The sequence below is a fragment of the Demequina silvatica genome (assembly GCF_000971215.1).
Taxonomy (GTDB): Bacteria; Actinomycetota; Actinomycetes; order Actinomycetales; family Demequinaceae; genus Demequina; species Demequina silvatica.
Genome location: NZ_BBMA01000005.1, coordinates 1 through 12,354 on the forward strand (window position 1 = coordinate 1; position 12,354 = coordinate 12,354).

11 protein-coding genes are annotated in these 12,354 nt (G+C 71.9%); 6 read left to right on the top strand and 5 right to left on the bottom strand.

Translation table 11 applies throughout. The features are described from left to right. Positions 1 to 46 precede the first annotated feature (46 nt). The 4 genes from AOM05_RS07510 to AOM05_RS07525 form a co-directional block, all read right to left on the bottom strand. Positions 47 to 1,183, bottom strand: coding sequence for a hypothetical protein (locus AOM05_RS07510; RefSeq protein ID WP_062520895.1), 1,137 nt, complete (start codon positions 1,181 to 1,183; stop codon positions 47 to 49). An 80-nt stretch (positions 1,184 to 1,263) separates the two neighbouring features. After that, positions 1,264 to 2,028 carry a CPBP family intramembrane glutamic endopeptidase gene (locus AOM05_RS07515; protein WP_062520897.1) on the bottom strand — a complete coding sequence of 255 codons (765 nt, stop codon included), beginning with the start codon at positions 2,026 to 2,028 and terminating at the stop codon, positions 1,264 to 1,266. Between the two features lie 112 nt (positions 2,029 to 2,140). Beyond that, entirely contained in the window at positions 2,141 to 2,800 is a 660-nt protein-coding gene (locus tag AOM05_RS07520; protein ID WP_062520898.1) for a response regulator, read from the bottom strand. Further along, positions 2,797 to 3,954 (bottom strand): sensor histidine kinase, encoded by a 1,158-nt coding sequence (locus AOM05_RS07525; protein WP_062520900.1) that lies wholly within the window; start codon positions 3,952 to 3,954, stop codon positions 2,797 to 2,799. The genes AOM05_RS07520 and AOM05_RS07525 overlap by 4 nt, the downstream gene beginning before the upstream one ends. Positions 3,955 to 4,057: 103 nt before the next feature. Here AOM05_RS07525 and AOM05_RS07530 point away from each other — a divergent pair, with 103 nt between their 5' ends. Next, positions 4,058 to 4,756 (top strand): GTP pyrophosphokinase, encoded by a 699-nt coding sequence (locus AOM05_RS07530; protein WP_082097395.1) that lies wholly within the window; start codon positions 4,058 to 4,060, stop codon positions 4,754 to 4,756. 19 nt (positions 4,757 to 4,775) lie between these two features. Here AOM05_RS07530 and AOM05_RS07535 read toward each other — a convergent pair whose 3' ends face one another. Continuing rightward, positions 4,776 to 5,777: a LacI family DNA-binding transcriptional regulator gene (locus tag AOM05_RS07535; RefSeq protein WP_062520902.1), complete on the bottom strand. Its 1,002-nt coding sequence runs from the start codon at positions 5,775 to 5,777 to the stop codon at positions 4,776 to 4,778. A 160-nt stretch (positions 5,778 to 5,937) separates the two neighbouring features. Between AOM05_RS07535 and rhaI the strand changes: the two genes are divergently transcribed. From rhaI to AOM05_RS07560, 5 genes are read left to right on the top strand one after another with little or no spacing between them, the layout of a single operon-like run. Then, positions 5,938 to 7,104 (top strand): L-rhamnose isomerase, encoded by a 1,167-nt coding sequence (gene rhaI, locus AOM05_RS07540; RefSeq protein WP_062520904.1) that lies wholly within the window; start codon positions 5,938 to 5,940, stop codon positions 7,102 to 7,104. A gap of 5 nt (positions 7,105 to 7,109) precedes the next feature. Continuing rightward, positions 7,110 to 7,460, top strand: a complete 351-nt coding sequence (locus AOM05_RS07545) for an L-rhamnose mutarotase (protein WP_062520905.1) — start codon at positions 7,110 to 7,112, stop codon at positions 7,458 to 7,460. A gap of 31 nt (positions 7,461 to 7,491) precedes the next feature. After that, entirely contained in the window at positions 7,492 to 9,525 is a 2,034-nt protein-coding gene (locus AOM05_RS07550) for a bifunctional rhamnulose-1-phosphate aldolase/short-chain dehydrogenase (RefSeq protein WP_062520907.1), read from the top strand. Beyond that, entirely contained in the window at positions 9,522 to 10,943 is a 1,422-nt protein-coding gene (locus AOM05_RS07555; protein ID WP_062520909.1) for a rhamnulokinase, read from the top strand. Before AOM05_RS07550 ends, AOM05_RS07555 begins: the two co-directional genes overlap by 4 nt. A 7-nt stretch (positions 10,944 to 10,950) precedes the next feature. After that, positions 10,951 to 12,285 carry an alpha-hydroxy acid oxidase gene (locus tag AOM05_RS07560; RefSeq protein WP_082097396.1) on the top strand — a complete coding sequence of 445 codons (1,335 nt, stop codon included), beginning with the start codon at positions 10,951 to 10,953 and terminating at the stop codon, positions 12,283 to 12,285. The last annotated feature ends 69 nt before the right edge of the window (positions 12,286 to 12,354 follow it).

A 12,354-nucleotide genomic window follows, 5' to 3' on the forward strand; every position in this document is an offset into this window, starting at 1 on the left:
TTCCCCGAGGCCTCTGGTGCCGCACCGCGGCGTGATCGCGTGGCGGTCAGCCACGCACCCGACGGAGCGCGAGCAGCGCCCCTCCGAGGATCACCGCGCCGAGCCCCGCACCACCGAGGGCGAGCGTGGAGTCATCGACACCAGTGTGCGACAGCGTCGCGGCGGGAGCATCCCCTCCGGTGCGCTCGGACTGAGCGGCGGCCGCGACCTGGGGAGTGTCGGCGCCCCCCGAAGCCGACACGGTGGAGTCGTCGACGCCGTTGTCGACGACGCTGGAGCCGCCCGTCGCAGTAGCAGGGATGGGGGTCTGCTGGACCGCGACGGACGGGGTCTGGGAACCGGTCGAGGTGGACTCGAGCGGGATGGTGACGCTGGTGGACTCCTCCACGGGCACCAGGGTCTGCGGCACCGCGGGCGTGAGCTCGGGGGCCACCGCGTCGGTGATGACAGAGAAGTTCGCGAACTCCTCGATCGGCTGACCCGGGGTCGCGGTCGGCACGCCCTGCGGGAGCAGCGGCGGCACCGCCTCGGTCACCACGGTCAGCGAGGACTCCGGCTCGGGGGTGGCGTGCGGCGTCACGGCGGGCGTGGCCTGCGGCCGCGCGGGCTGCTGCGGCACGTTCGTCGCGGACGGGCGCTCAGGCGTGGCCTGCGACGTCGAGACCGGCGTGGACTGCGGGACCCGCGGCGGAACGGAGTCGGTCGAGGTGAGGCGAGAGTGGTCGATCTCGGGCGTCCTCGCCGGCTGCGGTTCCGGGGTCACCACGGGGATGCCGGAGGGCAGGTCGAGCGTGGCGAGCTCCAGCTCGAACTGGTTCAGCAGACGCAGCGTGACCACCTGGACGGTCTGGCCCTCGCCTAAGTAGCGGGCGAAGTCGGGAAGCTCGACAGCGCGCGTGGCGCGGGCCGCGACGGTGTCGATCAGAGGCGAGCTGACCGCGCCATCCGACCCCACTACCTTGGCGATGACGTCGATCGCACCATCGGTCGGGTTGGTGACCAGGACGGCGCCGAGCCCGATGCCGACCACGGAGACCGTGCCCTGGGTGGCCGCGGCGGGGGCCGTGCCCGCGTCGGTGGCGACGGGCGCGGCGAACGCGGCGTTGGGGGTGAGGACCGCGCCGGCGGCGAGTCCGAGGGTGACGATGCCGGGGATCACCCGGCGGGTGGTGCTGCGGCTCATGGCCGTTCTCCTTTGTTGCGTGCGGCAGGGATGGCGCCGCGGTGGTGGTGTGGGGTGGAAGAGACTGAGAAGCGCGGGCGTCAGATCAGCGCCGCGCCGCTGAGCAGCATCGGGACGGAGAACATGGTCCAGTCGTTCACGATGTGCGCTCCGGTAGACACCCATAGGTTGCGGGTGACCACGTAGGCGAGGGTGAGGAACACCCGGGCGAGCCCGATGTAGAGCAGGCACTGCAGGATGTTCCAGTCGTAGGTGGGCAGGTGCAGCAGCCCGAACATCACGGCCGTCCCGATCCACGCGGTCGCGAGCGCCGCGCGGCGCGTCCACCCGAAGCGGCACACCAGCACCGAGAGGATCGCGAGCAGCGGCAGGATGGTGATGAGCTCCTCACCCAGCAGCTGCGGGATGCTCGCGAGGAAGAACTGCACGCGCTCGCCCGCGGACGCGTCCCCGAGGATGTCGCCGGCCGGGTTGGCGTTGCCGCCGATCAGGCCGTTGAGGCCGATCGCGACGCCGAAGGTGACCGTGAGGTTGAGGACGCCGAAGCCGAGCATCTGCGCGACCTGTCGCGGCCCGACCTTGCGGAAGATGCCGGTCCAACCGCGCGGCGCCGCCCACGCGAGCGCCGCGAGCGGGATCGCGGGGAGCAGGATCGCGTGCACCCACTGCTGGGCCATCGGGCTGCCCGGCAGGGGCAGCAGGACCAGCTGGGCGAAGGCGACGGCGCATGCCGCGACCACCACGAGCCACCCGCGACCGTCGATCGCGAAGGGTCCGTCGTAAAGCGGGAGGTCCGGCTTGCTGGAGCCTGCGGTGGGGGTGGTCGCCACGGGGTTGGCGCTCATGTCATCTCCTTGTTCGGTGATGACTTCAGCCTTCCGTGCGCGTGCCCGCGCGGAATCTGGCAGACGCAGACACTTGCGCGTACTGCGATCGCGGTAGGGACGATGCGGGGGTTCAGTCCCCGGCGAGGCCCGCCTGGTACGCGGCGACCACCAGCTGGGCCCGGTCGCGCGCCCCCACCTTGGTCATGGCGCGGTTGACGTGGGTCTTCGCCGTCAACGGCGTGACGAACAGCCGCGTCGCGATGTCCTCGTTGCTCAGGCCCTGCGCGACCAGCAGCACCACCTCCCGCTCGCGCTCCGTGAGGTACCGGAACCGCTCGCCGTCGACGGACGGCTGGACCCGGTCCTCGGCGACGTGCGAGATCACGGCCCGGGTCGCGGCGGCGGACAGCAGCTCCTCCCCCGCCGCGATGGTGCGGATCGCGCCTAGCAGCTCGGCGGGACGCACCCCCTTGCCCAGGAATCCGCTCGCCCCGCCGCGCAGCGCGCGCAGCACGTACTGCTCCTCCTCGAAGGTGGTGAGGACCACGATCCGGACCTCGGTGAGCTCGGGGTCCGCAGCGATCGCCTCGGTCGCCTCGAGCCCGTCCATGCCGGGCATCCGGATGTCCATGAGCACCACGTCGGGGCGCACCTCGCGGATCACCGCCAGCGCCTCGGCGCCGTCGGCCGCCTCGCCGACCACCTCGATGTCCTCGGCCGTGCCGATGATCGCGACGAATCCGCCGCGGATCAGCACCTGGTCGTCCACCACCACCACGCGGATGGTCATCCTTCGCCTCCTCCTCGGGTGGGGAGCTCCGCCCGCACCACGAACTCGTCCCCGTCGGGCGCGGCCTCGACCGTGCCGCCCGCGGCGTCCGCCCGCTCGCGCATGCCCACGAGCCCGAACCCCGAGCCCTCGCCGTGCGCGCCCGAGACCCCGTTGCGCACCTCGATCACCAGCGCCGACGTGTCCGCCGTCACCGTCACGGCGGCGTGCCCCGTCCCGTACCGGCGGGCGTTGCTCAGGGCCTCCTGGACGATGCGGTAGGCGGCGTGGTCTGTCGCGGCGGGCAGGTCGACGTGCAGGTCGCGACGCTCGTAGGTGACGTCGAGCCCCGCGTCGCGCGCCTGCTCGAGGAGCTCGCCCACCGCGGCCAGGCCGGCCACGGGGTGGCTGTCCTCGTCCTCGCCCTGGCGGAGCACGCGCAGCATCACGGGCAGCTCCTCGAGCACGCGTGCGCCGGCGTCCTGGACCCGGCCGAGCGCCTCGGCCGCGCGGTCCGGGCTGGACTCGAGCAGCGCCTCCGCGACGCCCGCCTGGACGTTCATCACGGCGATGTGATGCCCGACCGCGTCGTGCAGCTCGCGCGCGATGCGCAGCCGCTCCTCGGCGACCTTGGTGCGCGCGAGCGCGTCCCTGGCGGCCTCCGCCTGCCGGGCCCGCTCGCGCTCCTGCTCCAGCGAGCGCCGGTACAGGTTCATCGCGATCCCGATCACCACGGCGAGCGCGACCCAGATCTCGCCCGAGACCACCAGGGAGTCCGCGGGGCCGACGCCGCCAGCCAGCGCCACCGTTCCGCCCACCCCGATCACCGCCAGCGCCCCGACCGCGAGGGCGACAGGGATGTGCGCGGAGCGGGATGCGACCGTGTACACCGCCACCAGCACCGCGAGCAGCGCGTTGGCGACGGACCCCGTCACCAGGCTCGCGGCCACGAACGCCGCGCCCGTGACCGCCAGCACCCAGAGATCGGCCGAACGGCGCCACACAAGCGCGGCGCACGCGACCAGCGCGGCAGCGATCTCGACGGTCACCAGGCCGGCGATGCCCTCGTCCGCGACGCTGATCGCGAGGATCACCAGCGCGAGGATCGCCGCCCCCACCGCGTCGCGCCCTCGCTCGGTCGCGGGCCTGGGCAACCGGCCGATCAGGGAGGTCATGTGCGCCAACCTAGCGTGCGCATCGTCCCCGGGAACCCCACGCGGCCCGCGCGCGTCAGAACCTACGGACGCACCCGCCCACGCCGCCGACGACAGGGACACGATGACCGAGGCCACACCGTTCGAGAGCATGACGGCGCTGGCGCGCGCGAACGTGGCGCCGCTGTCCCCGGACCAGGTCCGCATCATGCGCAAGGACATCCAGCGGTTCCTGCTGCAGTACGAGTTCGGACTGCGTGAGGTGGAGACCAAGCTGTCGATCCTGCGCGACGAGTTCCTCGAGCTGCACGACTACAACCCGATCGAGCACGTGTCGAGCCGCGTGAAGTCGCCGGAGAGCCTGCTCGACAAGGTCGCGCGCAAGGGGCTGTCCCGGGACCTCGAGGCCATCCGTGCGCACATCACCGACATCGCCGGCGTGCGCGTGACGTGCGCGTTCGTGACGGACGTCTACCGGCTGTTCGAGCTGCTCACGCGGCAGGACGACATCCGCGTGCTCGAGGTCAAGGACTACATCGCGACCCCGAAGCCCAACGGCTACCAGAGCCTGCACGCGATCATCGAGATCCCCGTGTTCCTCTCCACCGGCACCACCGCGGTGACCGTCGAGGTGCAGTTCCGCACCATCGCGATGGACTTCTGGGCGAGCCTCGAGCACCGGATCTACTACAAGTACGACGCGTCCGTGCCGTCGCGCCTCACCGAGGAGCTGCGCGAGGCCGCGGCGACGGCCGCGGAGCTCGACGCGCGGATGGCGCGCCTGCACCGTCAGATCCACGGCGACGGCGAGCGCCTGGTCTGAGGGCCCGAGCAACGGAGGGTCAGCCCACCGTCGAGGCGCGCACCACCAGGTCCGGCTCGAACACCACCTGGCGGGGCGCGGCCCCGTCGGCGGCCTCGAGGATCAGCTCGACCGCGGTGGAGCCGATGAGCGCGCTCGGCTGGCGCACCGAGGAGATGGGCACCACCGCGGAGGCCGCGAAGGCGATGTCGTCGTAGCCCACGAGGCCCACGTCCTCGGGCATGCGGACGGGCTGGTCCGCGAACAGCAGCGCCCGCTGGATGCCGATCGCGAGAAGGTCGTTCGCCGCCACGATCCCGTCGACGCGGCCATCCGTGATGAGCGGGACCAGCGCCTCGCCCACGCGGCGACCCTCGTCGAGCGTCATCTCGTCGGTGCCGAACAGGCGCAGGCTCGCCTCCGGGACGGTTGCGACCACGGAGGACGCGCCCTCGAAGCGGTCGGCGACCTGACGGATGCGCAAGGGGCCGCCCACGAAGGCGAGGTGGCGCCGCCCGGTGTCGAGCAGGTGCCGCGCCGCGAGCGCGCCTCCGGCCTTGTCGTCGACGGAGACCGAGGAGAACGCGGACTCCCCCGCCTCGCGGTCCACCAGCACCACCGGGATGCCGTGCCCGCGCATGGTCTCGAGCCGCGACAGGTCCTCGCCCACGGGCGAGACCAGCACGCCGCCCACGCGCTGCTGCGCGAACACGTCGAGGTGGAGCGCCTCGCGGTCGGTCGAGTCGTCGGAGTTCGCGAGGAACAGCGTGAGGCCGTCCTCCGCGGCGCGCGCCTCCGCGCCACGGGCGACGTCGGTGAAGAACGGGTTGCCCACGTCGAGCACCACCAGCGCGAGCGAACGGCTGCGCCCCTCGCGCAGCTGCCGCGCGGCGCTGTTGGGGACGTAGCCCAGCTCCGCGATCGCGTCCTGCACGCGGCGGATGGTGTCGGGCTTGACGTGCTCGGGCCGGTTGAGGACGTTCGACACGGTCCCCACGGACACGCCCGCGCGGGCCGCGACCTCCTTGACGCTGACCGCCATCGCTCCTCCTCCAACCGGGTCGTCTCAGAATACTGAATCCTTCCAACACGCCCGGGAGGCCCGCCCGACTTGACGCGAGGCCGGCGAGGGTCGTAGATTTTGAAACGATTCACAGCAGCACGGGGCGCCACCGCCCCGCCACCCTCAAAGGAGAGACACGATGGCCTTCAGCAGTCACGTCGCCAGCCGCCTCGAGGAGCAGGCCATCGAGCTCCCCTCGTGGGCCTTTGGCAACTCCGGCACCCGCTTCAAGGTGTTCGGCACGCCGGGCACGCCCCGCGACCCGTTCGAGAAGATCGCGGACGCCGCGCAGGTCCACAGGTTCACCGGCCTCGCCCCCACCGTCGCGCTCCACATCCCGTGGGACAAGGTCGACGACTACTCGGCGCTGCGCACGCATGCCGAGGACCTGGGCGTCGCGCTCGGCACCATCAACTCGAACACGTTCCAGGCGGACATCTACAAGCTCGGCTCCCTCACGCACCGCGACGAGAAGATCCGCCGCACCGCGATCGACCACCACCTCGAGTGCATCGACATCATGGACGCCACCGGCAGCCGCGACCTCAAGATCTGGCTCGCGGACGGCACCAACTACGCCGGCCAGGACGACATGCGCGGCCGCCAGGACCGCCTCCAGGAGTCGCTCCAGGAGATCTATGAGCGGATCGGCGAGAACCAGCGCCTTGTCCTCGAGTACAAGATCTTCGAGCCGGCGTTCTATCACATGGACGTGCCGGACTGGGGCACCAGCTACGCGCAGTGCGCGGCCCTGGGCGAGCGCGCGACGGTGTGCCTCGACACCGGCCACCACGCCCCCAGCACCAACATCGAGTTCATCGTCATGCAGCTGCTGCGCCTGGGCAAGCTCGGGTCCTTCGACTTCAACTCGCGCAACTACGCGGACGACGACCTCATCGTGGGCGCCGCCGACCCGTTCCAGCTGTTCCGCATCATCGTCGAGGTGCTGCGCGGCGGCGGCTACGGCAAGGACGGCGACACGGCGTTCATGCTCGACCAGTGCCACAACATCGAGGACAAGATCCCCGGCCAGATCCGCTCGGTGCTCAACGTCCAGGAGATGACGGCCCGCGCGCTGCTGCTCGACCGCGACGCGCTCGACGCCGCGCAGGCCGAGGGCGACGTGCTCAAGGCCAACGGCATCATGATGGACGCCTTCTACACGGACGTCCGCGCCGACCTCGCGACGTACCGCGAGGAGCGCGGCCTGCCCGCCGACCCGATGAGGGCCTTCGCCGAGTCGGGCTACCTCGCGCAGATCGCCGCCGACCGCGTGGGCGGCGTCCAGGCCGGCTGGGGCGCCTGAGACCCATGGCCCGCGTGTGCTTCACCCTCCAGGTCAATCCCGATCGCCTGGAGGAGTACGTCGACGCGCACCGCGCGGTGTGGCCCGAGATGCTCGAGGCCATCCGCGACGCCGGGCGCAGGAACTACTCGCTGTTCCTGCGCCCGGACGGGCTGCTCGTCGGGTACTACGAGACCGACGACGACACCGCCTCCGCCGCGGCCCTGGCCGCCGACCCCCGCACCGCGCGGTGGGAGGCGACCATGGCACCCTTCTTCATCGCGCTCGACGGCGACCGCCCCGACCAGGGCGCGCCGCAGCTCACCGAGATCTTCAACCTCGCCGACCAGCTCGCCGCGAGCGGGCCGGCCGCCTGACCCGCTTCCTCCCCCGGAAAGGAACCTCCCCATGACCACCACCCCCGAGCAGCTCATCGCGCGCTCCAACCGCCTGGGCTCCGACCCCAAGAACACCAACTACGCCGGCGGCAACACGTCCGCCAAGGGCACCGACCTCGACCCCGCCACCGGCGAGCAGGTCGAGCTCGTGTGGGTCAAGGGCTCCGGCGGCGACCTCGGCACGCTCGGCACCAACGGCCTCGCGGTGCTCCGCCTCGACCGCCTCCGCGGCCTGGTCGACACCTACCCGGGCGTCGAGCGCGAGGACGAGATGGTCGCCGCGTTCGACTACTGCCTCCACGGCCGCGGCGGCGCCGCACCCTCGATCGACACCGCGATGCACGGCCTCGTCGACGCCGCCCACGTGGACCACCTGCACCCCGACGCCGGCATCGCGATCGCGACCGCCGCGGACGGCGAGGCGCTCACCGCGACCATCTTCGGCGACCGCGTGGTGTGGGTGCCGTGGCGTCGCCCCGGCTTCCAGCTGGGCCTCGACATCGCGGAGATCAAGGAGGCCAACCCGCAGGCGATCGGCTGCGTGCTCGGCGGCCACGGCATCACCGCGTGGGGCGACACCTCCGACGAGTGCGAGGCGCGCTCGCTCGAGATCATCGACACCGCCGCCCGCTACATCGCCGAGCACGGCAAGGCGGAGCCGTTCGGCCCCGCGCTGCCCGGGTACGGGGCGCTAGGGGACGATGCGCGGAAGGCCAAGGCGGTCGCGCTGGCTCCCGTGATCCGCGGCATCGCGTCGTACGACCGCCCGATGGTGGGCCACTTCACCGACGACGCCGTGGTGCTCGACTTCCTGGCCGCAGCGGAGCACCCGCGCCTCGCCGCGCTGGGCACCTCCTGCCCCGACCACTTCCTGCGCACCAAGGTCAAGCCGATGGTCCTCGACCTCCCGGCCGACGCCTCGATCGAGGATTCCGTCGCGCGCCTGCACGAGCTCCACGAGGCCTACCGCGCGGACTACCAGGCTTATTACGACGCCCACGCCGACGCATCGTCGCCGGCCATGAGGGGCGCGGACCCGGCGATCGTGCTGGTGCCCGGCGTCGGGATGTTCTCCTTCGGCGCCAACACGCAGACGGCGCGCGTGGCGGGCGAGTTCTACATCAACGCCATCAACGTGATGCGCGGCGCCGAGTCGCTCTCCACGTACTCGCCCATCTCCGACGCGGAGAAGTTCAACATCGAGTACTGGGCGCTCGAGGAGGCCAAGCTCCAGCGGATGCCCAAGCCGAAGTCGCACGCGACGCGGGTGGCGCTCGTCACCGGCGCCGCGTCCGGCATCGGCAAGGCGATCGCCACCCGGCTCGCGGCGGAGGGCGCGTGCGTGGTCATCGCGGACCTCGACCTCGAGAAGGCCCAGGCCGCCGCCGCCGAGCTCGGCGGTCCGGATGTCGCGATCGGCGTCGCCGCCAACGTCGCGGACCCCGAGGCCATCGCCGCCGCGGTGGGCGAGGCCGTGCTGGCCTTCGGCGGCGTGGACCTGGTGGTCAACAATGCCGGCCTGTCGCTGTCCAAGCCGCTCCTCGAGACCACCGAGAAGGACTGGGACCTGCAGCACGACGTCATGGCCAAGGGATCCTTCCTGGTCTCGCAGGCCGCGGCGCGCGTCATGATCGCGCAGCGCATGGGCGGCGACATCGTCTACATCGCGTCCAAGAACTCCGTGTTCGCGGGCCCGAACAACATCGCCTACTCCGCCACCAAGGCGGACCAGGCCCACCAGGTGCGCCTGCTCGCGGTCGAGCTGGGCGAGCACGGCATCAAGGTCAACGGGATCAACCCCGACGGCGTGGTGCGCGGCTCCGGCATCTTCGCCGGCGGCTGGGGCGCGAACCGCGCCAAGACCTACGGGATCGAGGAGGACGAGTTGGGCAAGTTCTACGCTCAGCGCACCATCCTGAAGCGCGAGGTGCTCCCCGAGCACGTCGCTAACGCCGCGGCCATCATCACCGGCCCCGACATGTCGCACACCACCGGCCTCCACATCCCCGTGGACGCAGGCGTGGCGGCGGCCTTCCTCCGATGACCGCCGCGGTCGCCGCGGTCGACCTGGGCGCGACCTCCGGTCGCGTCATGGTCGGGCAGGTGGGCCCCGACACCCTCGAGCTGCGGCAGGTGGGACGGTTCGCCAACGGCCCGGTCCGCACGCCGGACGGGCTGCACTGGAACCTGCAGGAGCTGTACGCGCACGTGCTCGACGGGCTGCGCTCGGCCACCCGCTGGGATGAGGCGATCCGGTCCATCGGCATCGACTCGTGGGCCGTCGACTACGCCCTCCTCCGCGGCGGCCGCGTCCTCGGCGAGCCGTTCCACTACCGGGACGAGCGCACCGCTCACGGCGTGGACCTGGTGCATGCCGACGAGCCGTTCTCCCTGCTCTACGCCCGCAACGGGCTGCAGTTCCTCCCGTTCAACACGCTCTACCAGTTGGCGGTCGAGCGCGAGGCGGGCATGCTCGCCGTGGCGGACCGCCTGCTGCTGGTCCCCGACCTCATGGCGTACTACCTCACCGGTGCCACCGTGGCGGAGGCGACCAACGCCTCCACCACGGGGCTCCTCGACGTCAGCACCAAGGAGTGGGACGGCGAGCTCATGGACAGGCTTCGCCTGCCGCGCGGACTGTTCCCGCGCATCGTCCAGCCGGGCGAGCGCGTGGGCACCGTCCTCCCCCACGTCGCCGAGGCCACCGGCCTCGCTGGCGACACGCCGGTGGTGGCGGTCGGCTCCCACGACACCGCGTCCGCGGTGGTCGCGACACCGATGACCGAGCCCGGCGGCGCGTACATCTCCTGCGGCACGTGGGGCCTGGTGGGCGTCGAGACCGAAGCGCCCGTGCTGAGCGACGCCGCGCGCGAGGCGAACTTCACCAACGAGGGCGGCGTCGACGGCCGCACCCGCTTCCTGCACAACGTCATGGGCCTGTGGATCCTGTCCGAGTCCATCCGCGAGTGGGAGCGCGACGGCGAGAAGGTCGACCTCGAGCGCCTGCTCGCCGAGGCCGCCGCCGTCCCGGGCGAGGTCGACGTGTTCGACGCGAACGACGAGGCGTTCATGGCACCAGGCGACATGCCGGCCCGGGTCGCCGGGTGGCTCGGGGCGCGCGGGTTCCGGGTCCCCGGGTCACGCGCCGAGACGGCGCGCTGCATCATCGAGAGCCTCGCGCAGGCGTTCGCCGACGCGGTGCACGATGCGGCGGCGCTGTCCGCTCAGGACGTGCGCCGCATCCACATCACCGGCGGCGGCTCGCTCAACGACCTGCTGTGCCAGCGCACGGCGGACCGCTCCGGACTGCCCGTGATGGCGGGACCGGTCGAGGCCACCGCGATCGGCAACGTGCTGATCCAGGGCCGCGCGATCGGCGCCGTGTCGGGATCCCTCGAATCGCTGCGCGACCTGGTCGCGCGTACGTTCGAACCGCGAGTGTTCACACCGAAGGGACTGTGAGATGAAGATGGAGCGCCGGATCCCCCGGCCCGCCGACCTGGCGCCGCTCGTGCGCTTCAAGCCGCTCGAGCTGGACGGCCGCAAGCGACGCCTCGCGAAGGCGCACACCATCGCGGACCTCCGCGCGATCGCCAAGCGGCGCACCCCGAAGGGCGCGTTCGACTACACCGACGGCGCGGCCGAGGAGGAGCTGTCGCTCAACCGCGCGCGCCGCGCGTTCCGCGAGATCGAGTTCCACCCCGCGATCCTGCGCGACGTGTCCCAGGTGGACACGTCGGTGGAGATCTTCGGCGGCCGGTCAGCGATGCCGTTCGGCATCGCACCCACCGGCTTCACCCGCATGATGCAGGCCGAGGGCGAGCGCGCGGGCGCCTCCGCCGCCGGCGCCGCCGGCATCCCGTTCTCGCTGTCGACGCTCGGCACCACCTCCCCCGAGGGCGTGCGCGATGCCAACCCCGACGGCCGCAACTGGTTCCAGCTGTACATGCAGAAGGACCGCGACAAGTCGATGCAGCTGATGCAGCGCGCCGCCGACGCGGGCTTCGACACCTTGCTCGTCACGGTCGACGTGCCCGCCGCCGGCGCGCGACTGCGGGACAGTTACAACGGCTTCACCATCCCGCCGCAGCTCACGCCTCGCACGGTGCTGAACGCGATCCCCCGCCCCGAGTGGTGGTGGAACTTCCTCACCACCGAGCCGCTGACGTTCGCGTCGTTGTCGGAGTGGAACGGCACCATCGGCGAGCTGCTCGACTCGCTGTTCGACCCGACGGTCGACTTCGACGACCTCGAGTGGATCCGCGACCAGTGGCCGGGCAAGGTCGCCGTCAAGGGCATCCAGACGCTCGACGACGCGAAGGCCGTGGTCGATCGCGGCGTCGACGGGATCGTGCTCTCGAACCACGGCGGGCGCCAGCTCGACCGCGCCCCGATCCCGTTCCGCCTGCTGCCCTCGGTGGCGGCGGAGCTGGGCGGCAAGACCACCATCGTGCTCGACACCGGCATCATGGCGGGTGCCGACATCGTCGCGGCCCTCGCGTGCGGCGCGGACTTCACCCTGGTGGGCCGCGCGTACCTGTACGGCCTCATGGCCGGCGGACGCGAGGGCGTGGACCGCGCGATCGACATCCTGTCGCGCGAGGTTGTCCGCACCATGAAGCTACTGGGAGTGTCCTCGGTGGCCGAGCTCAACCCCGACCACGTCACGCAGCTGCAGCGGATGGTGCCCGTGGCGCCGCTCGTGACCCCCAAGCCCACGCCCCGGCGACGGCCCGCACCCAAGGCGGCCGACGCATCGTCCCCCACGCTCATCGCGAACGCGAAGCGCAGCCGGTCGTCCTGAGCGCCGCCGAGGGTCCCGGGATCCGGGACCTTCGGCACCCGCGGGGCGCTCCGCCTCGTGATTGAATCG